Consider the following 21,016-nt stretch of genomic DNA (forward strand, 5'->3'; position numbering starts at 1 on the left):
TTGACATAGTGACATCATGATGTCACTATGTCTTCATGATTGCTGAACACGATCCCAGCCCGCTCTATGCAAAAGTTGAAGCGGCGCTGACGTCCGATATCGCCGCCGGGGATCTTTCTCCGGGTAGCCAGCTTCCACCCGAAGACCGCCTGATCGAGCGCTTCGGCGTCAGCCGAACGACGGTCCGCAAGGCAATTGAGAACCTTGTGGCTCGCGGACAGGTCGAAATCCGCCGCGGCAAGGGCACCTTCGTCGCGCAGCGCAAGATCACTCAGGAATTGACCGAGCTGACCGGCTTCGTCGAGGACATGCAGGCGCTCGGCCGCACGCCAACCGCCCGGCTTCTGGACAAACAGGTCGTACCTGCAGATGCAGACGTGGCCAGGCAACTCGCGGTGCCACCTGGCGGTCTCGTCATGCGGATTCAGCGCGTCCGGCTGGCCGATGGCGTCGCCATGTCCTTCGATGAAACCTATCTGCCGCGTGGGATCGGCGAAAAGATTGCCGCCCACGACCTGGACGCCGAGCCGATCTTTTCGCTGCTCGAGGGCAAATACGGCGTGCCGTTGACGGAGGCAGAGTATAGGTTGGAAGCCGTCACCGCTGCGCCGGACGTGGCGCAGGCTCTGAGCGTCGATCCCGGCAGCGCGATCTTCCTGATCGAACGCACGTCTTACACCGAAGGGCACCGGCCCATCGACTACGAAAAGCTCTACTATCGCGGTGACCTCATCAGCTTCGTCACGCGCCTGGCCAGGCGTTCGCGCCACCGCTCGTAAAGTAAGGGACGAAGCAATGGACAGCCTATGGCTATTCGTGGCCGCTTTTGGCGCAAGCGCGCTTGGCGGTGTGCTCGGCATGGCGAGCGGCATCTTTATCGTGCCGCTCCTCACAATGCTTTTCGGCGTCGATATTCATGTCGCGATCGGCGCGAGCATCATTTCGGTGATCGCCTGCTCATGCGGCAGCGCCGCTGCGTTCTTGAAAGGTCGCCTGACCAATATCCGGCTTGCCATCGTTCTTGAGACGGCCACGACGTTTGGCGCGCTGACCGGTGTATTCCTGATCGGCAGCGTCTCGACCTCGGTCCTGTATGGGCTGTTTGCGGTCATTCTGGCGCTCTCGGCGAAGCAGATGCTCGCACGTCGGCGCGAGGCAATCGACGCGAGTGCGCCGAATGCGAAAAGCTGGGCCACGATCCTGCGCCTGCATTCCAGCTTTCCCGATCACACAGCAGGGCGGGAAGTGCTCTATCAAGTCGGCCGTGTTCCGCTTGGCATGGCGATGATGTACGGGGCCGGACTGATTTCGGCTTTGCTGGGAATTGGCTCCGGCGTCTTGAAAATCCCGGCCATGGATGCTGCCTTGCGCCTCCCCATCAAGGTCTCGTCCGCCACATCGAATTTCATGATCGGCGTCACGGCGGCCGCCAGCGCGGGGGCCTACTTCGTACGGGGCGACATCGACATCGGCATCGCCGGCCCCATCGCTCTCGGTTCCGTCGTCGGCGCGCTCCTCGGTGCGCGGCTGCTGATCGGGCTTCCAGCCGATAAGCTGCGCATCTTCTTCGTGGTTGTTCTTAGCGCTTTGGCGGTCCAGATGCTCCTGAGCGCCTTCGGCATCCATCTTCTCGGAGGTTCGGCATGAAGCCCGCGGCAGACCACTTCGAGAAGCGGGATCAAATCATTGCTGGCCTGCTCTGGTACGGAACATGGCTTGCTTGCAGCCTCATCGCTTTCGGCATCCTTATGGCTGCGATCGAGCCGCTCCAGACTTCGCTCGCGCTTCCCTGGACCGGGCTTGACGTGGTGAAGGTCGGTGTTGCGGTGTTCATCCTCCTGCCTGTTGCCCGGGTGGCACTGATGTTGGCCATCTTCCTGCGCGAACGAGACTACATCTATGCCGTTATCGCCGCGCTTGTACTGGCGATCATCGCGGTCGGTGTCTTCATCGATATCTGACCGGTCAACGGAAATCGGCTGAAATCCGGAGTCCGTCGAGGTGCGGGGTGGTCGATCACTCGACCAGGATACGCGCCTCGCGGGCGGCCTCGATGAACGCTTCCCTTGCGCTGTCACCGGAAGCGCTGCCGTTGATGACGGCCTGGGAGGCACGCTTGGCATCGAGATGTTTGCGCGTGCCGGCATCCGGCCAGTGGTTGGTGAGCAGGTCGATCGCTTGTCTTGCGTTGGAAATATGACGAATGTCGCCCAGTATGCCGGTGGCTACCGGCACGACTTTCGAAAACCAGCCTTCGTTCATGGCTTCGGTCCTTGGCTGTTGCTGCGGGCAACAAACGCGCAGCTCAACATCCGGTTTCCCGAAAACGGAAGCGATAACCGAAGCGTGATCGCGGATCAGGATTTCAAGGCTTTGTAGACGGCGATGCCGGCTGCCAGGTCCTCGAGCGCTGCGCCGACAGACTTGAACAGCGTGATGTCCTGCGCCCCTTCGCGCCCCTTCTTCTGGCCTCGTGCCAGCTCGTGCAGATCCGCGACGATGGCATCGGGCTTGAGCACGCCGGAGGCAAGCGGCTGGACGATGTCGCCGGCTTCCTTGGTGGCGCCGGCACGGGTGTCGACGTAGACGCGCGCGCGGGTAATGGCCGCATCGTCGGCCTCGCGCATGGTCGGTGTGAAACCGCCGACCAGGTCGATATGGGCACCTGGCTTGACGCGTGCGCCCTTGACCAGAGGTTCGTTGGAAATGGTGGCGGAGGAAACGATGTCGGCTTCGGCCAGTTCGGCATCGAGATCCGCAGCCGCTTCTGCCGGGAAACCTTCCGCACGGAGGGTCACGGCGACTTTTTCGGCGTTGGCCAGCGTGCGGTTCCAGATGCGGATCGACGTGATCGGCCGTACCGCGGAATGCGCCTTGGCCAGGAAGGGCGAAAGCGCTCCGGCGCCGATCACCAGCAGCCGCGATGCATCTTCCCGCGCGAGATAAGTGGCGGCGAGCGCCGAAGCACAGGCGGTGCGCCATTGCGTCAAGCGCTGGCCGTCGATCAACGCCTCCGGTTCGCCGGTCTTGCCGTCGAGAAGCAAGTAGAGTCCCATTACGGCAGGTTTGGCGATGGCATTGTTGTCGGGTGAGACGGTAACGATCTTGACGCCGATGTGGCCATCCTTGGACGTGCCGGCTGCATTGAGATCGGTCCAGGCCGGCATCAAAAGCAGCGTGGATGCGGCGCCATCGGGCCGTTCCACCGTGTGGTGGTGGCGCACCGGCTGTACGGCACCGTCGTGGAAAGCGATGCGCAGCGTCTCGACCAGGCCGGAAAAGGTCAGCGCACGATCGACCTCGGCGGCCGAGATGGTCAGCATGGATTGGTCTCCCGTTCGATGCAGAGCCCCGAAAATCGGAACCGATTTTCGGAAAGCACGATGCGTAGATTCAACGCGTCAGAGCGTCTGTCCAAATGGACGCGCGGCGCTCCAATGAAGCGCTGGTCAGGTGGTCGGCTTGGGCAGGGTCGGTCCCTGGCCGCTGGAAGGCGCGCGCGCGATCGCCTGGCGCAGGCTCTCAGCCTCGACGCCGCGCTGGCGCGCGAGCTTGCGGTAACGGCCCTGCCGCATCCATGTGGCGAAAGAACCAACGAGGATGCCTACGGCCAACGCCAGAAACAGCATGACGAACAGGGGCAAAGTGAGCGTCAAGGCCGGATTGCTGGGATTGAACGGGTCAAGCGTGAAGGCGACCAGTTCGCGGTTCGCCACCGCCAGCGCAATCAGCACGATGGCCAGCGGAACGAAGATGACGATGACGGCGAAGCGGTTGAACATGGCGTCTCCGGTCGGAAGGCTGGTTGCGGCCATCCGCCTGGAGGCCGGCATGGCGGCTTATTTCTCGCCGTTCAGCCTTTCGCGCAACTCCTTGCCGGTCTTGAAGAATGGCACCCATTTTTCTTCGACCTCGACCGACTCGCCGGTGCGCGGGTTGCGGCCGGTGCGGGCGGGCCGGTTCTTGACCGAGAAAGCCCCGAAGCCGCGAAGCTCGACGCGGTTGCCGTCGGCGAGCGCGTCGGTGATTTCGTCGAAGACCGCGCCGACGATGTTTTCGACATCGCGCAGGAACAGATGCGGGTTGCGAGTGGCGATGATTTGGACGAGTTCGGACTTGATCATGCGGACGGTCCCCGTAAAGGCGCGGCGGCCAATTTTATGCGGATGATTTTATTCGCTTTTTGACTTATGCCCCACGCCAGATCAAGGGTGCCAGACCGAAACGAGACCGTCAAGGAACAAGCGGTCGGCACCGATCTCGCGCAGCACCTGTTCGCTCTCCACCGGCAGGCCAAGCGCGCGGCCAAGCTGGCGCACCATCGCGTTGGGAAGGAAGAAGCTGCTGCGTTCGGTACTCTTCCACTCCACGACCTTGAGTTTTTCGTCGACGCCCTTGGTGCCGAGCCATTTCACGGCCTCCTGTTCGCCGCCCAGTGCGTCGATCAGTTTGTTGGTGACGGCCTGGCGGCCGGTGAAGATCGAGCCGTCCGCGAGCGCCAGCGCCTGCGGTCGCGGCAGTTTGCGCCGCTCGGCGACGATGTCGACGAACCAGTCGTAGCTGTCCATGATCAGCTTGCGCACCATGGCACGTGCTTCCTCGGTGGTCGGCGCGAACGGCGAGGGCGATGCCTTGAGCGGCGAGGATTTCACTTCCTCGAGCTTGACACCGATCTTGTCCATCAAGCCGGTCACATCGGGATACTGGATCAGCACGCCGATCGAGCCGACGATCGAGGTCTGGTGCGCGACGATATAGTCCGAAGCGCTGGCGATCATGTAACCGGCGGAGGCGGCCAGCGTGCCGACCTCGGTCACGACCGGCTTCTCGGCGGCAAGCTTGCGCACGGCGTCGTAGATGGTTTCGCCGCCGACGGTGGTGCCGCCCGGTGAGTTGACGAGCAGAATCACGCCCTTGACGTGCGGCGCCTTGCGCACCGCCTCGATGCGGCGGATCAATTCGTCGTCCTGGGTGATGGTGCCTTCGATCTTGATCTTGGCGATATGATCGATGCCGGTGCCTTCGCCGCCGCGATAATACCAAGCAGAAAGCGCGGCCAGCCCGATCAGCAGCACGGCGATGGCGGCGATGCGCCAGAAGGTCAGCTTGCGCCGCAGGCGGCGGCGGTCGATCAGGTCGTCGGCTCTCAGGGTCATGTCAGCCTCAATTTCGGGGCACGCAAGCAGATGCTTTTAATGCAACCGCCAATTCAGGGCTACCGCTTTCGGGCCTGCGCGCCGTGCGGCATCGTCGCCGCAAGCATCCCGGTAGCCCGGGGCAACTCATCATGAGCGATCCGGCAATAAAAGGCCGACTGATAGTCGAAATGCAGGCATGGCGGCGAAAAAGGCGTCATGCTAATCTTGATAGAGCCCTGGCGATTTTTCGGCGCTTCAGGGATATGTCATATTTTTGCGTTTTTTCTTCGCATGCGCTTGCTTGGGCGCGAACCCGCACCAAATAAAGCGCGGGTTCGGCAGGCAAAAGGACCAGAAGGTTTACATGTTGGCACGAACGACCGACCCGGAGGGTAAGGACGATATTGTTGTCGCGCCGAAACGCGGCGAGATCCCGTCCGAACGCGCCGTCGCCTTCGACAGCGCCCAGCGGCATTCGCGCCGTGTCCGTGTCCTCAAACTGGCCCTGCCGATCGTGGCGGGCATCATCGCGATCGCCTTCCCTGTCTATTCCTATCTGAAAACCCCTCCGGTGGCTCCGGTGCAGGCCGACGGCAGCGCCTTCTCCAACGGCAAGCTGGTGATGGCCAATCCCAAGCTCGAGGGTTTCACCAAGCAAAACCTGCCCTATTCGATGAAGGCGCTGAGGGCGATCCAGGACGTCGCCAAGGAAAGCATCATCGGATTGGAAGGCATCGACGCCAAGCTGCCGCTCGACAAGGATACGTCGGCGGTGGTCGGAGCCGCCAAGGGTGTCTACAACCGCGATGCCAACACGCTGGAGTTGGCCAAGGACATCACCATGACCACTACGAGTGGAATGGTGGTGAAGATGAAATCGGCCTTCCTTGATATGGCGAAAGGCAATATGAAGACGAACGACCCGGTCGACATCGTCACGCGCGGCTCGCATATCCAGTCCGACTCCATGTCGGTGGAAGACAGCGGCAAGGTGCTGGTTTTCGAAAAGCGGGTGCGAGTCAACCTGGAGCCTGGCGTGCTGAAGACGGCCAGCGACAAGAGCGGAGAGCCGAATGCGGCCGAATAACATGAAGTGGCTTGCTGCTGCGGCATTTCTGGCTGCTGCGGCCGTGCCGGCTTTCGCCCAGTCGACTCAAACCAACATGTCCGGCCTGAAGCTCTCCGGCGACAAGCCGATCCAGATCGAGAGCGACAAGCTGGAAGTCAGGCAGGAAGAGAACCTTGCCATCTTCACGGGCAATGTCAGTGTGGTGCAAGGCCCGACCCTGCTGAAGGCCGGCATCCTCAAGGTGTACTATCTGAAGGATAAGGCTGCCGGCAAGGATGGCTCCAAGAGTGCGGCCATGGCCGGTCCAGCGCTCGGCGGATCCACAAACATCGATCATCTTGAAGTCGACGGCACCGTCTATCTCAAGTCCGACGACCAGATTGCCACCGGCGAGCGCGGCACCTTCGACATGAAGAGCCAGGTTCTGGTCCTGACCGGTTCCAAGGTGGTGTTGAGCCAGGGCGACAATGTGCTCACCGGCTGCAAGCTGACCGTGCAGATGAAATCCGGCCTCGCCAATGTCGACGGCTGCAGCAAAGGCGGCTCCGGCCGCGTCATGATGCAGATCAATCCGGATTCGACCAAGAAACCCTGACCGAAAGCGCGATGCAGTTGCTGAAACAAACCGACGCCAAGCCGGCCGCGCCTGCCATTGTCGGTGGCGAGAAGGTCAAGCTCAAGGGCACGCTGATGGCCCGCGGCCTGTCCAAGAGCTACAAGGGCCGGCGGGTGGTCAACGGTGTTTCACTCGGCGTGCGCGCCGGCGAGGCCGTAGGCCTGCTTGGTCCCAACGGTGCCGGCAAGACCACCTGCTTCTACATGGTGACGGGGCTGGTTCCGGTCGATGAGGGCACGATCGAGATCGACGGTTTCGATGTGACCTCGATGCCGATGTACCGGCGGGCGCGGCTTGGCATCGGCTATCTGCCGCAGGAAGCCTCGATCTTCCGTGGCCTCAACGTCGAACAGAATATCCGCGCCGTTCTGGAAGTGGTGGAAAAGAGCCGCAAGACGCGTGAGCGTGAGCTCGACGCGTTGCTGGAGGAGTTCCACATCACCCATCTGCGCAAGGCGCCTTCCATGGCCTTGTCGGGTGGCGAGCGGCGGCGTCTCGAAATCGCGCGCGCCCTGGCCACACGTCCGGCTTATATGCTGCTCGACGAACCCTTCGCAGGCATCGACCCGATCGCGGTGGCCGATATCCAGCAGCTTGTCCGCCATTTGACGGCCCGCGGCATTGGCGTCTTGATCACCGACCACAATGTGCGCGAGACGCTGGGTCTGATCGACCGTGCCTATATCATCCACGCCGGCGAAGTTCTGACCCACGGCCGGGCGGAAGAGATTGTTGCCAATCCGGACGTGCGGCGGCTCTATCTCGGTGAAGCCTTCACGCTTTGATTTCGGCGTTGCCGCATGTGTCCGCGTCCTTTTGTGCGCTCGAGTGGACGCGCGGCGTGCCTGGTTCCCTTGACAAGCAAAAGCCGGGCCATTTGATAGCATGGCAGTCAACGGCTTCGCCGAATAAGGATTTCGCACCCGGAACATGGCGCTTGCGGCCAAATTACAGCTGAGACAATCGCAGTCGCTGGTGATGACGCCGCAGCTGATGCAGTCGATCCGACTGTTGCAGCTCACCCATATCGAACTCGAGCGCTTCATCGATGAAGAGATCGAGCGCAACCCCTTGTTGGAGCGGGCCGACCCGCAGCCGGATGCGGCGACAGAGCCGGCACAGCAGAAAGAAAACGAGCGGAAGCCAACGGACGCCGACGAATGGTTCGAGGCGGAAACAGCCTGGAGCTCTGAGGCCATCTCGGAAAAGCTCGATTCATCGCTCGAAAACCTCTTTCCGGATGATCCGGGCGTCAGCGAACGTGTCGGCCCCGACCTCTCGCAGCAATGGAAGTCGGCGCCGGGTAGCGGTTCCGGCGCTTCCGAAGGTTTCGACATGGAGGACATGGCGGCAGCCGCCGTCACGCTGCGCGACCATGTCGGCGAGCAAATCGCCTTTGCCTTCCTTGATGCCGGCGACCGGCTGATCGCGGCTGAATTGGCGGACGGGCTGGACGATGCCGGCTATCTGCATGCCGAGCTGGGCGAGGTCGCCGAACGTCTTGGGACGGACACGCTTTCGGTCGAACGTGTTCTTGACGCCTGCCGTGGCTTCGAGCCAGCAGGCCTGTTCGCGCGCGATCTGGCTGAATGCCTTGCGTTGCAGCTTGTGGCGCGTGACCGTTTCGATCCGGCGATGAAGGCGTTGGTCGCCAATCTGGAGCTTCTGGCCAGGCGTGACTTCCAGACGCTGAAGCGGCTATGCGGCGTTGACGAAGAAGATCTCCTCGACATGCTGGCTGAGATCCGGGCACTGGATCCGCGGCCAGGCCTCGCCTTTTCGGGCGGTGCCAGCGATGCCATCGTGGCCGATGTCGAGGTGCGGCCGGCCGCCGACGGCAGCTGGGCGGTTGAACTCAATGCGGACGCGCTTCCGCGCGTCCTGGTCGACCAGGTCTATTTCACCCGGGTGTTCGGCCAGGCCAGGAACCAGACGGAGAAGGATTTCCTCTCCGAGTGCCTTCAGAATGCCAACTGGCTCACCCGCAGTCTGGATCAGCGCGCCAAGACAATCCTCAAGGTGGCTTCCGAGATCGTACGTCAGCAGGATGCCTTTCTCGTCCATGGCGTGCGGCATCTGCGACCGCTCAACCTGAAGATGGTGGCCGATGCCATCGGCATGCATGAATCCACCGTCAGCCGGGTGACGGCCAACAAATATATGCTGACCCCGCGAGGCGTGTTCGAGCTGCGTTATTTCTTCACCGCATCGATCGCCGCAGCGGATGGCGGGGCCGCACATTCCTCGGAATCCGTGCGGGACCGCATCCGGCAGCTGATCGAGGAAGAGAAGGCGGAAGACGTGCTCTCCGATGATACGATCGTCGACCTGCTCAAGGCGGACGGTGTTGACGTCGCGCGACGGACAGTCGCCAAGTATCGGGAAGCAATGAACATTCCGTCCTCGGTGCAGCGACGGCGCGAAAAGCGTGCGCTGGCTGGCGCCGGGCGTTGAGAAGCCGCGGATTTCCACAGTTTTTCGTTTCGTTGACAAGCGCCGGGGAGTTGGCTAGAAGCCCGCCCGCATGAGACGGGCTGCGGCCCGGAAGTGGTCGGTCCGTCGTGAAGTTGACCTGGGGGCGGTCAAGGAACGGTCCAAGGCCAGCGACAAGGTTCGGTTACAAAATCGGGCGTGGAAGGTACCGCGAAGCTTGTCTGCGCGGACCACAGGTATAAACTCCAGACAGTGTGAAGCCTGAGCAGGAAAGGTCAGTTTTCAAATGACGCTGCGCATTTCGGGAAAACACATGGACATCGGCGATGCGTTTCGTACGCGCATCACCGATCGGATCGGGGAAGCCATCGGGAAATATTTCGACCGCGGCTTTGCTGGACATGTGACGGTTGTGAAAGCCGGTTCGCGTTACACCGCTGATTGCATGATCCGTCTCGATTCCGGTATCGCGCTGCAAGCGACCGGCGATGCCCAGGAGCCGACGGCAGCCTTCGAGGCGGCGGCGGACCGGCTGGAGACCCGCCTGCGCCGCTACAAGCGCCGCCTGAAATCGCATGCCTCGGGCGCCGGCAACGGTGCGGCCACCGACATCGCCTACACGGTGATGGCGCCGCTCGCCGATGACGACGAGGAAATCCCGGATAATTATGCCCCCGCCATCGTCGCGGAATCGACCATGGTGCTGAAGACCATGTCGGTCGCCTCAGCTGTGATCGAACTGGACACCAAGGACAGTCCTGTCTTCGTTTTCCGCAATGCCGGAAACGATCATCTCAACATCGTCTACCGCCGGCCGGACGGAAACATTGGCTGGATTGACCCTTCGACCACAAAGGTCGCACAGGGATAACGACCTCCGGCTGCGTTTCGACGCGGCCAGGGGTGGTGGGCGAAAAAGGATTTTCAGCATGGATCTGAGTGATCTGATCGACGTCTCGGCGATCATGCCGGCGTTGAAGGCGAACTCAAAGAAGCAGCTTTTGCAGCTGCTTGCCGAGCGTGCCGCCACGATCTCCGGCATTCCGGAGCGCGAGGTTTTCGACATCATCCTGCAGCGCGAGCGGCTGGGCTCCACCGGCGTCGGCAACGGCATCGCCATTCCGCACGGCAAGCTGCCGGGGGTTAAGCGTATCGCCGGCGTGTTTGCGCGCCTGGAGACGCCGGTCGATTTCGAATCGCTCGACGATCAACCCGTCGACCTGGTGTTCCTGCTGCTGGCGCCCGAAGGTGCGGGCGCAGACCACCTCAAGGCGCTGTCGCGTATAGCGCGCCTGCTGCGCGACAGCGACACGGTCGCAAAGATCCGTGGCACGCGCGATGCCAATGCCATCCTGGCTCTGCTTTCGCAGGCACCGGCTTCGCACGCGGCCTAAGGTCTCGGAAAATTAAGATCTACACGGGTAATTCCAGGAAAAGCGTGTAACGGTTTTACGTCTGGAATTGCGTAAAACAAAAAGTTAGAGCGTTGCCGCGTTTCCGTGAAAGACGGAAGCGCTCTAAAGGCGGCGGATGCCGCCCTTTCTCATTCCAGTCAGATGGCCGCCGTCAGTGGATAGCGACGGTGGTCAGGTCGTTCTCCATCGCGCCGGCAAGGGCTCGATCGCGGGCATCCGACAGCAGGATCGGTTGACCATTGGCGGCAAACAGCGCCCACAATTCCATGCCGGGCTGGATTTCCTCGAGGCCGGGGAAGCGGCCGCGCAGGTCATCGCTCGACACTTTTCTAAGATAGGCGACCGAGCCTTCGCCGAGATGGGCGAGTTCGCTGTTGGTCATGGTCAGTCTTTCGATAGTTCTGGGCATTTTAAGCCTCCTTTCGGCGAGGCGCCTGTCCAGGGCCGCCGCGCGTAAGAGCCATCGGCAAAGTCAGTCTTTCACCGATATGTTTATTTTTCGTACCAGCCTTTCGGCTTCCGGCCGGTCGAGGTCGATAGACAGAAGACCGTTCTTCAGCTCCGCCGCCAGCACCCGCATCCCGTCGGCCAGCACGAAGCAGCGCTGGAATTGGCGGGCCGCGATGCCGCGGTGAAGATATTCGCGTTCCGTGTCGTCGTTCTGGCGTCCACGCACCACCAGCTGATTCTCTTCCGTGGTTACGTCCAGATCGTCTTCCGCGAAGCCGGCGACCGCCAGCGTGATACGCAGCCTCTCGGCGTCGCCTTCGCTGCCGCGCAGCCGTTCGATGTTGTAGGGCGGATAGCTGTCACCGGATTTCGCCAGGCGCTCCAGCGTCTTTTCCATTGCATCGAAGCCCAGAAGAAGCGGGCTGGAAAAGGGCGTCATTCGACTCATCGTACCGTTGTCCTCCAAGAGCGACATGAACCGGAAAAACCCGACTGGCATTTTCCCGGTCTTCATTGATATGGTCCGCCGCGCGGGCGAGTTCAAGCCATCAAGGGGCCCGCCAACCAAGGACACAAAATGCCGGATAAACGCAAGATCATCATCGACACCGATCCCGGCCAGGACGATGCCGTAGCCATATTGCTGGCGCTGGCGAGTCCCGAGCTGGATGTGATCGGCATCACCGCAGTCGCCGGCAACGTGCCGCTGAGGCTTACTGAAAAGAATGCCCTCAAGATCTGCGAACTGGCCGGCCGCCGCGATATCAAGGTGTATTCGGGCGCCATCCGGCCATTGGTCCGGCAACTGGTCACCGCCGAGCATGTGCACGGCAAGACCGGCCTCGACGGTCCCGATTTGCCGGAGCCGACGATGAAGCTGCAAGAGCAGCATGCCGTCGATTTCATCGTCGAGACACTGATGCACGAGGAGCCGGGTTCGGTGACGCTGTGCCCGCTCGGGCCGCTCACCAATATCGCACTGGCCCTGGTCCGCGAGCCCAGGATCGCGACGCGCATCAAGGAAATCGTATTGATGGGCGGCGGCTTCTTCGAGGGTGGCAACGTCACGCCCGCGGCCGAGTTCAACATCTATGTCGATCCGCACGCGGCTGACGTCGTCTTCCACTCTGGCGTGCCGATCGTGGTCATGCCGCTCGACGTGACGCACAAGGCGCTGACGACGGCCAAGCGGGTCGAGGCGTTCCGCGCGATGGGTTCGAAAGTGGGCGACGCAACCGCCGCGCTGCTCGATTTCTTCGAGCGTTTCGACGAGGAAAAGTACGGCACCGACGGCGGGCCGCTGCACGATCCTTGCGTCATCGCCTATCTGCTGAAGCCGGACCTGTTCAAGGGCCGTCACTGCAATGTGACTGTTGAAACAACCTCGGACCTCACCATGGGCATGACCGTGATCGACTGGTGGGGGGTGACCGACCGGCCGAAGAACGCCACCGTCATGCGCGACATCGATTCAGATGGCTTCTTCGCTCTGCTGACGGAAAGGCTGGGGCGGCTCTGAGAGTTCCCTCCCGTTTACGGGAGAGGGGGCCAGATCACCCTCTCTCCGCGAAGATGGGGAAGCTGTTTATTTCGCCCGCGAGAAAGCCAGCCAAAGGCCACCACCGACGAGAAAGCCGCCACTGATCTTCGACAGGAGCCGAATGCGATGCGCCGAGAGCAAGCGACCGGCACGGCCGGCGGCAAGCGCGTAACAGCTGTCGGAGACGGCGGCGAAGGCGAGGGCTGTGAGGCCCATCACTGTCATCTGCAGTGAAAAATTGCCGCTCGGGTCGATGAATTGCGGGAAGAAGGCGCCGAAGAACACCAGCGTTTTGGGATTGCTGATGGCGACCAGAACGCCCTGCAGTACGAAGCCGCCGCGCGGCTTCCTGACCGAACCGTCCGGATTCAGGCTGCCCTTGTTGCGGAACATCTGGATGCCCATCCAGATGAGATAGGCGGCGCCGAGCAGGCGTACCCATTCGAACCAGTGGCCCATGCCGGCAATCAGCGAGGTCAGGCCGATGGCGACGACGCCGATGGTAACCGCAAGGCCGATCTGCGTGCCCACCACGTTGGCCAGCCCGGCGCGCGTGCCATGGCGGATCGAATTGGCGATGATCAATGTCACTGTCGGTCCCGGCACAAGGACGATGACGATGCAGGCCACGACATAGGCGGCGTAAAGAGACGGCGACATGGTTTCTCCCCATTCGAATGCCGGCATCGGCCAGCGTCGGGATCAATGCATGCCGCCGCAGGGCGCGCAAGGGAGGGTGTGTTGTCAGGGATGCGGGATGAGGGTATCAGCTGTTTTTCAGGAAGCCCCGCTGCCTCAGGCCTTCTTTGGCTTCTTTCCGACCTGTGAGGTGTTCAAGGCCACGGCAGTGCGAACAAGCGCCTTGAATGCTTCCTCGTTGATCGCGTCGTCCTTCTGAAAGTCGATGGCGCGTCTTGTGTTGCCGTCGAGGCTTGAATTGAAAAGGCCGAAAGGATCCTCCATCGAAGCCCCCTTGGCAAAGGTCAGCTTCACGGCGGCTTTATAGGTCTCGCCGGTGCAGATCATGCCGTCATGCTCCCACACCGGAACCCCCAGCATCGCATTGGAGGGCTTTCGCCACTTCACCTCTTCGACAACATCGGGATCTGCCTGTTTGATGAGGGCGCGGAGCCGGGCGAGCATTTCGCCGCGCCAATCGCCCAGGGCCTTGATGGTCTGGTCGATGAGCTCGGAGGCAGGGACACTTTCAGTGTCGGTCGTGTTCTTCGTCATGATTGTTACACCTGCACAGGCCGGATTTCGACGCCGCCATATTGCGCGCCGGGCACACGTTTGGCGAATCCGATCGCGGCGTCCATGTCCTCGACTTCGATGAGAAAGAAACCCGCCACCTTGTCCTTGGCCTCACTGTAGGGACCTTCCGTGACAAGCGCTTCGCCGTCCTGCGAGCGGATCGTCGCGACGCCGGCAGGCCATGTGGCGGTTCCACGCAAGGCGCCGCTTTCGGCAAGGAATTTGTTGAACGCGCCATAGTCACGCCCCAGGGCCTCGTGTTCAGCGGCCGTTGCCGCCGCCATTTTCGCGTCGTGGTGATAGATCAGCACCAGAAAAAGCATTGTTCCTCCTTGATCGCATCGTTCTTCTGCAGTGGAGCCAGGCGCGCGCGGAACTTCGGCGCGTCACATCTTTTCGCCCGGCAACCGGCTGGCCTGCCTTACCCAATCGGCGAATTGCTTTTCGTCGAGCTTGTCTTCGTGGATATCGTAGTAGCGCACCTCCTTTTGCTTGGAGGTGCCCGGCGGGACCGGGTTCAGCGCCGCGCCGCGGAAGAACGACACCTTCACATATTTGGTGAAGACATGGATGCCGAGGAACCAGCCCATGCCTTCGTCGGCAACGCCGTAGAACGGCGAATTCCATTTCACGGCCTTGCGTACACCAGGCACGGCGTTTTCGATGATGGCGTCGAGGCGGCGGCCGACGTCGCTCTTCCAGCCCGGCATCGCCGCGATATAGGCCTGCACCGGGGCGTCGCCATAACCCTTCGGAATCTGAGGGTTGCCGCCGGAGAGCAAAACGGGCTGCTCCGGCTTGGTCCTGGCCGTTTGCTTGGCGGTCTTGGTCGCTTTGGGTTTCCCTTCCGGCATCGCTTGTCGATCCTATCCGCTGGTTGGCTGGCTATCGCGTCCCTTCGTGGCGTAGGGCAGGACGAACATGTAAAGCCCGCTGAACAGTAGCAGAAAGAGCGGGAGCAATGGCGAGTAGACGATCCAGGCCGGTGGCTGCCCCATTGCCATGGCGATGAAATTGGCGGCGACGGTGGCGGTGAAGATGATCGACAGCCAACGATGGAACTGCCGTATCCATTTGTTCCAGGTCATGGTTCTCTCATTCCAAGTGAAGCAAAGCGGCTTGCCCGGCTATGGACCTAATCGTCCTTGGCCAGGAGCTGCTCGAGATTTGTGAAGAACTGTTGCCAGCCTGCCTTGGCGCCGCCAAAGGCCTGCTTCTGATCCGGCCGGAAACCGGATTGTTCCATGCGCAGATGCGTTCCCGCAGGCGTGGCCGTCAGCGTGAATGTGACCACGCTTTTCAACCCGTAGGCCGGGTCGTCATGGGCGAAGTCCCAGCGGTAGGAGAGTGTCTTGTTCGGCTCTACGGCGAGCACTTCGCAGTCCAGCACGCCGCCCCATTCGCCGCGCAGATTGAAGCGGTGGCCGACGGCCGGTTTGAAGTCGTTCTTCATCAGCCACTCCTCGATCAGGTGCGGTTGGGTCAGCGCGCGCCACAGCTTTTCAGGAGGAAACGGGATTTCCCGTTCAACAATGACGGTGCGTGTTTCGCTCATTGATCCATCCTTTTCAGCAGGTCTTCGAGATCGTCGAAACGACTTTCCCAGAAGCCTGCCATCTCCTTTGTCCAATCGACCAGTGGCGCCAGCGCACCAAGTTGCGCGCTGTAATGCGTCTGGCGGCCTTCGTGACGATCGCGCACCAGGCCAGCCTGTTTCAGGACGCCCAGATGTTTCGACACAGCCGGCTGCGAGACGCCGGCATGCGTTGTCAGCGTGCCGACCGTCTGTTCCCCACCGCGGCAGAGCCGTTCGAAAATCGCCCGACGGGTCGGGTCGGCAAGCGTTTTGAACAGCTGGTCGTGCGCGTCCGTCATCGAAATCGATAACCCGTTGGCTATGATTTGACGTATAACTGACTGGCTATGGATTAGTCAAGCGTGAATTGAGAGGATAGCGAAACGACTAGTTCTCGGGCGAGGCTCCGACCTTCCAGGGCAGGACGGCTTCATAGGCAGCGGCGGCGCGCAGCACGGCAAGGTCACCGCGCGGTTTACCGATCAATTGCATGCCCATCGGCCTGCCCTTGGCGTCAAATCCTGTCGGCACATTCACGGCCGGGCAACCGCCGAGGGTCGCGAAGGCTGTGACCTGCATCCAGCGATGATAGCTGTCCATGGCACGGCCTGCGACCTCGCGCGGCCAGTGCGTCGAGACATCGAAAGGAAATACCTGCGCCGTGGGCAGCACCAACAGATCGTAGCGCTCGAACAGCGTCAGCAGCGTGCGGTGCCAGGCGGTGCGCTGCATTGCGGCGGCGTGGATCTGTGGCGCGGTGAGCCGGGCGGCTCCTTCCACTTCCCAAATCGCCTCCGGTTTCAAAAGCGCGCGCTTTGACGGATCGTCGTAGAGCAGCTTCAACCCGCAACCGCTGGAAGATTGCCGCAACGTCACGAAAGCCTGCCATAGGGCTTCGAAATCGACGTCCGGCAGCAGGGGCTCGACCTCGAAGCCGATGCCGGCGAGCCGCTGGAGTGCTGTCTCGCAAAGATCGAGGATGCCATCCTCCATGGGCAGATGACCGCCGAGATCGGCCAGCCAGCCGATTCTGCCGCCGGTCGCTGGCCCTTCATCGATCCCCTTCAGGAACGACCCATGCGGATCGTGCGACAGCGGTGCATGCGGGTGGTAGCCGGCCTGCACGTCGAGCAGGAGTGCCATATCGCGCACGCTGCGGCCCATCGGCCCTTCCACGCCCATCTGTGCGTGGAAGACCTCGAAACCGGGACCGCCCGGCACCAGTCCCTGCGACGGGCGGAAGCCGAAGACGTTGTTGTAGGCGCCGGGGTTGCGTAGCGAACCGCCGAAATCGCTGCCGTCGGCCAGGGGCACGAGGTCCAGCGCCAGGGCGACGGCCGCGCCGCCGCTGGACCCGCCAGCCGTCCAGGCAGGGTCGAAGGCATTGAGCGTCGGTCCGAAGACTGTGTTGTAGGTGTTGGAACCGAGACCGAACTCCGGCACGTTGGTCTTCCCGATGACGATGGCGCCCGCCTTGCGCATGCGCTCGACAAAATACTCGTCTGCCTCTGGCACGAGATCGGCAAAGATCGGCGAGCCGAACGTGGTCTTGAGGCCCCTGGTCTGGGCGAGATCCTTGATTGCGATCGGCAGACCGAACAGGCTGCCCGTTGTGCCTCCACTGGCGAGATGGGCATCCGCAACATCCGCCTCGACCAGGAGGTCGGCGCGGTCGCGCAGCGAGACGATGGCATTGACCTTTGGGTTGAGCGCTTCGATGCGATCCAGGAAGGCGGTCATGACTTGGCGTACGGAAAGCCGTCGTTCGCGGATCGCCGCGGCGAGATCGACTGCACTGAGGCCACAGACGTCGCCGGCCGGTGGAATGGCGTGCCGGCTTGCAGGGCGCGTGTCGGTCATGTCAGTGGCTGTCCGAGCTGAGAGCGGCCTCGACTTCGGCGGCCTGCGGGATCGCCGGCTGGGCGCCGGGCTTCAGGCAAGCGAGCGAGCCGGCTGCGGCAGCGCGCGCAAGCGCTGCCTTCAGCGGCAGGCCGGATTCCAGCCCGGCTGCCAGGTAGCCGCAGAACGTATCGCCGGCGCCCACCGTATCCACCGGAACGATCTTGAGGGCCTGCACTTTCAGGAATTCGTCGCCGGTCGCGGCCAGAACGCCTTCCCCACCGAGGGTGACGACGATGGTTCGTCCGCTCTTTTTCGCAAAGGCACGCATGCGCTCGGTACGATCCGTTCCGGTCAATGCCAGCGGTTCGCAATAAAGGTCGAACTCGGTCTCGTTGGCCACCACGTAGTCGGCTTTGTCGAGCAGCTTGGCGGCCTCGATGCGGGCGGGTGCGGTGTTGAGCACAGTGATTGCGCCAGCCTTGCGCGCTGCATCGAGGGCTGCCTCCACTGTCTTCAGCGGGATTTCGTGCTGCAGCAATACGACATCGCCTTTCTTGAGTGCAGCCTTCGCGACGTCGCCGGCCAGCACGGCGTCGTTGGCGCCGGCCACGACCGCGATCATGTTCTCGCCATCACCGCCAACCAGGATATGGGCGGTGCCGGTGGAGCTGTGCGTCTTGGCGACCGCCGAAAGATCGACCTTGCCCTGATCAAGCAGCGCCAGCGCTTCACCGGCGAAGCTATCCTTGCCGACTGCACCCACCATGCGCACCTTGGCGCCGGCACGCGCGGCGGCCAGCGCCTGGTTGGCGCCCTTGCCGCCCGGGGCCGTGGTGAAGGAGGTTCCCGGGACCGTCTCGCCGGGACCCGGGAGACGCTCGACCGTGGCGATCAGATCGAGATTGATGGAACCAATGGTGACGATCAAGGCAGGCCCCCTCAAGATTGTTCTGGATTGTTCCGGGCTTATTTCGGCGCGGACCCTAGCGGTTCTCCGCCTCGAAGGAAACTGCTTTGCCGGTAGGCCAGGCGTCCTTCCCCTGCGTAATTCCCGAGAGATGGATTGTGATCCGGCCGGCAGGCGCACGAGCTTGCGAAACTGTTTCCGTGCGGGTAAAATAAAATAATAAATTCAATTATTTAAATGAATTCATCAGGAAAACTGAACCATGCGGCTGCGTCATCTCCTGCTGGCCCTCGGCATCGTTTTCATCTGGGGTGTCAATTTCGCCATCATCAAGCTGGGCCTGAGACAGGTCTCGCCATTGGCGCTGGGCGTGGCACGTTTCGCTCTCGCGGCCTTCCCGTGGGTGTTCTTCATTCCGCGCCCCAAGGTGCCGTTGTGGCTGATCGCCCTTTACGGTCTTTTGATCTTCGCCATGCAGTTCGGCTTCCTGTTTACGGGCATGAAGCTCGGCATGAGCGCGGGCCTGTCTTCGCTCATCCTGCAATTGCAGGTGTTCTTCACCATCGGCCTCTCCGTGATCATGCTCGGTGAACGGCCGACGGTATGGCAACTGGCCGGCGCTCTGCTTGCCTTCGGCGGTGTCGGTGTGGTTGCGTTGAACGTCGGCGGCGACGTGACGATTGTCGGCCTCGTTCTGCTTGTCGCGGCAGCCGCCTCCTGGGGCGCCGGCAATATCGTTTCGAAACGGATTTCTCAGCTTGCCGCCACTCCCAATGTTCTGGGGCTGGTGGTGTGGGGGAGCCTCTTTGCGTTGCCGATCCTGCTGGTGGTGGCGCTGGTGCTCGACCCGGATCACCTGATATCCAGCTTCACCAATCTCGACTGGGTGTCGGTCGGCTCGATCGCCTATATCGTCTATCTGTCGACGCTGCTCGGCTTCGCTGTCTGGGCGAGCCTGTTTGCGCACTACCCGGTGTCGACCGTTGCACCGTTCACGCTGCTGGTGCCGGTGTTCGGCTTCCTCGGCTCCGCCGTGCTGCTCGGCGAACCGCTGCAGGGCTGGAAGCTTGCCGCCTCCGGTCTTGTCATCGCGGGCCTGTGCATCAACCTGTTCGGGGCGAGACTTAAGAGCGCTGCGCGTCCATTCGGACGCGCAAAGGATACTCCAACACCTTGAAGCTGCGCGGCGTCACGCCGCGCCGACCGAGAGCTGGCCCGCTTCCCAGCCCAGAATGGCACGCTTGCGGGTCAGGCCCCAGTGGTAGCCGGTGAGCGCACCGGACTTGCCAAGCGCGCGGTGGCAAGGCACCACGAAGGACAGCGGGTTGGCGCCAACCGCAGCACCGACCGCGCGGCTCGCCGTCGGCTGGCCGATCTCCGCGGCGATCGCCGAATAGGTGCAGGCCTTGCCCATCGGGATACGCAGCAATGCTTCCCAGACGCGGATCTGGAAATCCGAGCCGATCATCACCACGCGCAGCGGCCGGTCGGAACGCCAATGGGCGGGGTCGAAGATACGCGCGGCATAGGGAGCCGTGGCGCTGATGTCTTCGACATAGGTGGCGTTCGGCCAACGGCTCGACATGTCCCTGAGGGCAGCCTGCTCACTGCCGGCATCATTGAAGGCGAGGCCGGCCAGGCCACGATCGGTAACCATGATCAGCGCGACGCCGAAAGGCGAAATGTGGTAGCCGTAGCGAATGGTCAATCCCTCGCCGCGGGTCTTGTAATCGCCCGGCGACATCGCTTCGTGTGTCACGAACAGGTCGTGCAGGCGGCCGGGGCCGGACATGCCGACTTCGAGGGAGGCTTCCAGCAGCGGCATGCCGGAATCGAGCAGCCTGCGCGCATGGTCGAGCGTCACGGCCTGCAGGAAGGCTTTCGGCGACAGTCCGGCCCAGCGGGTAAACAGTTTCTGCAAGCCGGTGGGCGTTTCGCCGACCTCTTCAGCCAGCGCCTCCAGCGAGGGCTGATCGCGATAGTCGAGGCTGATCTTCTCGATGGCGCGGCGCACGACCTCATAATCGCTGCCGTCCGGCGTGATGTCCTTCTCGAGGGTCGGGGCGATCTTCATCGGCATCCTGGTATTCATAGCGAGATGAGCGTTCATGGCAATTTCTCCCGGAGCAGAATGGAATGCATTCTGCTCCTTCTTCTTGTTTCGTCGCATGATCCTGTCCGGAAAGTCTGCAACTTCCGGGATCGTGCTCTTGAACGCGAATATCGGGGCTTTTGGAGCCAGTCTCCACCCGTTTCCTGCGAAGGTCAGCGCGCCTTGACGGTGGCGAGCGCGCGGGTGAAGGCCGTGGCGAAACTCTCGCGGTCATCCGGGTTCAGGAAGCCGCCGATCGGCACGCTCTGGCCGCGCGACTCGACCGCCATGGTGGTGATGCCGATCTCGGTGTGGCGTGCCACCGAGAAGCGCGACCAGAATGGGTTGAAGCGGTGTTCCTCCGTCTTGCCTGACGGAGCGGTTTTGCGGATATCGAGCGCTGTGCGCGATACGGAAACCTCTTCGCGGGCGCGCGCAGCACGGTAGTTGAGGCGGAAGGCGACATAGATTGCCAGCACGTCGAGGCCAAAGAAGCCGAAGATCGGCCAGGCACCGTTGGCCAGGAAAACCACGCCCGTCACGGCCCAGCAAAACAGAAGCGCACCGATCAGGATCATGAAGCCCAAGCGGCCAAGCGAGCGATGCGGCATGAGCAAAGCCTGAAAGATCGGCTCGTCAGCAGCGAAAGGGGCATTTGTATCGCTCATGGCCTGATATTATAGG

29 protein-coding genes are annotated in these 21,016 nt (G+C 62.1%); 11 read left to right on the forward strand and 18 right to left on the reverse strand.

What is annotated here, in order from left to right; all coding sequences use genetic code 11:
- Positions 1 to 35 precede the first annotated feature (35 nt).
- Genes AO692_RS08820 through AO692_RS08830 form a run of 3 tightly spaced genes read left to right on the forward strand, consistent with a single transcriptional unit; the run spans position 36 to position 1,961 of the window.
- The gene (locus AO692_RS08820; RefSeq protein ID WP_082407263.1) at positions 36 to 779 is read left to right on the forward strand and encodes a GntR family transcriptional regulator; all 744 of its coding nucleotides are present in this window, start codon (positions 36 to 38) and stop codon (positions 777 to 779) included.
- A gap of 16 nt (positions 780 to 795) precedes the next feature.
- Positions 796 to 1,647: a sulfite exporter TauE/SafE family protein gene (locus AO692_RS08825; protein WP_054309688.1), complete on the forward strand. Its 852-nt coding sequence runs from the start codon at positions 796 to 798 to the stop codon at positions 1,645 to 1,647.
- Positions 1,644 to 1,961: a DUF1634 domain-containing protein gene (locus AO692_RS08830; protein WP_054309689.1), complete on the forward strand. Its 318-nt coding sequence runs from the start codon at positions 1,644 to 1,646 to the stop codon at positions 1,959 to 1,961. Before AO692_RS08825 ends, AO692_RS08830 begins: the two co-directional genes overlap by 4 nt.
- Positions 1,962 to 2,016: 55 nt before the next feature.
- On the opposite strand, the gene AO692_RS08835 is transcribed toward AO692_RS08830, so the two are convergent.
- The 5 genes from AO692_RS08835 to sppA form a co-directional block, all read right to left on the reverse strand.
- Entirely contained in the window at positions 2,017 to 2,262 is a 246-nt protein-coding gene (locus AO692_RS08835; RefSeq protein ID WP_054309690.1) for a DUF982 domain-containing protein, read from the reverse strand.
- 95 nt (positions 2,263 to 2,357) lie between these two features.
- Positions 2,358 to 3,323, reverse strand: coding sequence for an ornithine cyclodeaminase family protein (locus AO692_RS08840; RefSeq protein ID WP_054309691.1), 966 nt, complete (start codon positions 3,321 to 3,323; stop codon positions 2,358 to 2,360).
- A gap of 126 nt (positions 3,324 to 3,449) precedes the next feature.
- Positions 3,450 to 3,782 (reverse strand): DUF1049 domain-containing protein, encoded by a 333-nt coding sequence (locus AO692_RS08845; RefSeq protein WP_054309745.1) that lies wholly within the window; start codon positions 3,780 to 3,782, stop codon positions 3,450 to 3,452.
- A gap of 57 nt (positions 3,783 to 3,839) precedes the next feature.
- Positions 3,840 to 4,124: an integration host factor subunit beta gene (locus AO692_RS08850; protein ID WP_054309692.1), complete on the reverse strand. Its 285-nt coding sequence runs from the start codon at positions 4,122 to 4,124 to the stop codon at positions 3,840 to 3,842.
- Positions 4,125 to 4,205: 81 nt separating this feature from the next.
- The gene (sppA, locus tag AO692_RS08855; protein ID WP_054309693.1) at positions 4,206 to 5,156 is read right to left on the reverse strand and encodes a signal peptide peptidase SppA; all 951 of its coding nucleotides are present in this window, start codon (positions 5,154 to 5,156) and stop codon (positions 4,206 to 4,208) included.
- A 346-nt stretch (positions 5,157 to 5,502) separates the two neighbouring features.
- On the opposite strand from sppA, the gene lptC reads away from it, so the two are divergent.
- From lptC to ptsN, 6 genes are all read left to right on the forward strand, one after another.
- Positions 5,503 to 6,225 carry an LPS export ABC transporter periplasmic protein LptC gene (gene lptC / locus AO692_RS08860; RefSeq protein ID WP_054309694.1) on the forward strand — a complete coding sequence of 241 codons (723 nt, stop codon included), beginning with the start codon at positions 5,503 to 5,505 and terminating at the stop codon, positions 6,223 to 6,225.
- On the forward strand, positions 6,212 to 6,802 hold the full coding sequence (locus AO692_RS08865) for an LptA/OstA family protein (RefSeq protein WP_152979764.1): 591 nt from the start codon (positions 6,212 to 6,214) through the stop codon (positions 6,800 to 6,802). Before lptC ends, AO692_RS08865 begins: the two co-directional genes overlap by 14 nt.
- 11 nt (positions 6,803 to 6,813) lie before the next feature.
- Positions 6,814 to 7,608, forward strand: a complete 795-nt coding sequence (gene lptB, locus AO692_RS08870) for an LPS export ABC transporter ATP-binding protein (protein WP_054309696.1) — start codon at positions 6,814 to 6,816, stop codon at positions 7,606 to 7,608.
- A gap of 145 nt (positions 7,609 to 7,753) precedes the next feature.
- Positions 7,754 to 9,277 (forward strand): RNA polymerase factor sigma-54, encoded by a 1,524-nt coding sequence (gene rpoN, locus AO692_RS08875; RefSeq protein ID WP_054309697.1) that lies wholly within the window; start codon positions 7,754 to 7,756, stop codon positions 9,275 to 9,277.
- Between the two features lie 265 nt (positions 9,278 to 9,542).
- Positions 9,543 to 10,127: a ribosome-associated translation inhibitor RaiA gene (raiA, locus tag AO692_RS08880; protein ID WP_054309698.1), complete on the forward strand. Its 585-nt coding sequence runs from the start codon at positions 9,543 to 9,545 to the stop codon at positions 10,125 to 10,127.
- Between the two features lie 58 nt (positions 10,128 to 10,185).
- Positions 10,186 to 10,650 (forward strand): PTS IIA-like nitrogen regulatory protein PtsN, encoded by a 465-nt coding sequence (ptsN, locus tag AO692_RS08885; protein ID WP_054309699.1) that lies wholly within the window; start codon positions 10,186 to 10,188, stop codon positions 10,648 to 10,650.
- A 172-nt stretch (positions 10,651 to 10,822) separates the two neighbouring features.
- Here the strand turns inward: ptsN and AO692_RS08890 are convergent, their stop codons facing one another.
- Together AO692_RS08890 and AO692_RS08895 are read right to left on the reverse strand one after the other, a co-directional pair.
- Positions 10,823 to 11,080, reverse strand: coding sequence for a DUF1150 family protein (locus AO692_RS08890; RefSeq protein WP_054309700.1), 258 nt, complete (start codon positions 11,078 to 11,080; stop codon positions 10,823 to 10,825).
- 63 nt (positions 11,081 to 11,143) lie between these two features.
- Positions 11,144 to 11,569, reverse strand: a complete 426-nt coding sequence (locus AO692_RS08895; protein ID WP_054309746.1) for an Hsp20 family protein — start codon at positions 11,567 to 11,569, stop codon at positions 11,144 to 11,146.
- A 129-nt stretch (positions 11,570 to 11,698) separates the two neighbouring features.
- Between AO692_RS08895 and AO692_RS08900 the strand changes: the two genes are divergently transcribed.
- A complete protein-coding gene (locus AO692_RS08900; protein WP_054309701.1) occupies positions 11,699 to 12,640 on the forward strand; it encodes a nucleoside hydrolase in 942 nt (313 codons plus the stop codon).
- 66 nt (positions 12,641 to 12,706) lie between these two features.
- On the opposite strand, the gene AO692_RS08905 is transcribed toward AO692_RS08900, so the two are convergent.
- The 9 genes from AO692_RS08905 to AO692_RS08945 all read right to left on the reverse strand — a co-directional run bounded on the left by AO692_RS08905 (position 12,707) and on the right by AO692_RS08945 (position 18,261).
- The gene (locus AO692_RS08905; RefSeq protein ID WP_054309702.1) at positions 12,707 to 13,321 is read right to left on the reverse strand and encodes a LysE family translocator; all 615 of its coding nucleotides are present in this window, start codon (positions 13,319 to 13,321) and stop codon (positions 12,707 to 12,709) included.
- A 135-nt stretch (positions 13,322 to 13,456) separates the two neighbouring features.
- Positions 13,457 to 13,894 carry a DUF1801 domain-containing protein gene (locus AO692_RS08910; protein ID WP_054309703.1) on the reverse strand — a complete coding sequence of 146 codons (438 nt, stop codon included), beginning with the start codon at positions 13,892 to 13,894 and terminating at the stop codon, positions 13,457 to 13,459.
- Between the two features lie 5 nt (positions 13,895 to 13,899).
- Entirely contained in the window at positions 13,900 to 14,238 is a 339-nt protein-coding gene (locus AO692_RS08915; RefSeq protein WP_054309704.1) for a YciI family protein, read from the reverse strand.
- Between the two features lie 63 nt (positions 14,239 to 14,301).
- On the reverse strand, positions 14,302 to 14,769 hold the full coding sequence (locus AO692_RS08920; protein ID WP_054309705.1) for a DUF1801 domain-containing protein: 468 nt from the start codon (positions 14,767 to 14,769) through the stop codon (positions 14,302 to 14,304).
- A gap of 12 nt (positions 14,770 to 14,781) precedes the next feature.
- Complete coding sequence (locus AO692_RS08925) at positions 14,782 to 15,003, reverse strand: hypothetical protein (RefSeq protein ID WP_054309706.1); 222 nt, start codon at positions 15,001 to 15,003, stop codon at positions 14,782 to 14,784.
- Positions 15,004 to 15,050: 47 nt separating this feature from the next.
- Positions 15,051 to 15,470, reverse strand: coding sequence for an SRPBCC domain-containing protein (locus tag AO692_RS08930; RefSeq protein WP_054309707.1), 420 nt, complete (start codon positions 15,468 to 15,470; stop codon positions 15,051 to 15,053).
- Positions 15,467 to 15,790 (reverse strand): metalloregulator ArsR/SmtB family transcription factor, encoded by a 324-nt coding sequence (locus tag AO692_RS08935; protein ID WP_054309708.1) that lies wholly within the window; start codon positions 15,788 to 15,790, stop codon positions 15,467 to 15,469. The genes AO692_RS08930 and AO692_RS08935 overlap by 4 nt, the downstream gene beginning before the upstream one ends.
- A gap of 88 nt (positions 15,791 to 15,878) precedes the next feature.
- On the reverse strand, positions 15,879 to 17,351 hold the full coding sequence (locus AO692_RS08940) for an amidase (RefSeq protein ID WP_054309709.1): 1,473 nt from the start codon (positions 17,349 to 17,351) through the stop codon (positions 15,879 to 15,881).
- 1 nt (position 17,352) lies between these two features.
- Complete coding sequence (locus tag AO692_RS08945) at positions 17,353 to 18,261, reverse strand: ribokinase (RefSeq protein ID WP_054309710.1); 909 nt, start codon at positions 18,259 to 18,261, stop codon at positions 17,353 to 17,355.
- 241 nt (positions 18,262 to 18,502) lie between these two features.
- Here AO692_RS08945 and AO692_RS08950 point away from each other — a divergent pair, with 241 nt between their 5' ends.
- Positions 18,503 to 19,417, forward strand: coding sequence for an EamA family transporter (locus AO692_RS08950; RefSeq protein ID WP_054309711.1), 915 nt, complete (start codon positions 18,503 to 18,505; stop codon positions 19,415 to 19,417).
- Positions 19,418 to 19,429: 12 nt separating this feature from the next.
- On the opposite strand, the gene AO692_RS08955 is transcribed toward AO692_RS08950, so the two are convergent.
- Positions 19,430 to 20,332 (reverse strand): bifunctional helix-turn-helix domain-containing protein/methylated-DNA--[protein]-cysteine S-methyltransferase, encoded by a 903-nt coding sequence (locus tag AO692_RS08955; RefSeq protein WP_054309747.1) that lies wholly within the window; start codon positions 20,330 to 20,332, stop codon positions 19,430 to 19,432.
- A 173-nt stretch (positions 20,333 to 20,505) separates the two neighbouring features.
- Positions 20,506 to 21,000, reverse strand: a complete 495-nt coding sequence (locus tag AO692_RS08960; RefSeq protein WP_054309712.1) for a DUF2244 domain-containing protein — start codon at positions 20,998 to 21,000, stop codon at positions 20,506 to 20,508.
- Positions 21,001 to 21,016: the final 16 nt, after the last annotated feature.

It is taken from the genome of Mesorhizobium sp. 1M-11 (assembly GCF_001303895.1).
Lineage (GTDB): Bacteria > Pseudomonadota > Alphaproteobacteria > Rhizobiales > Rhizobiaceae > Mesorhizobium.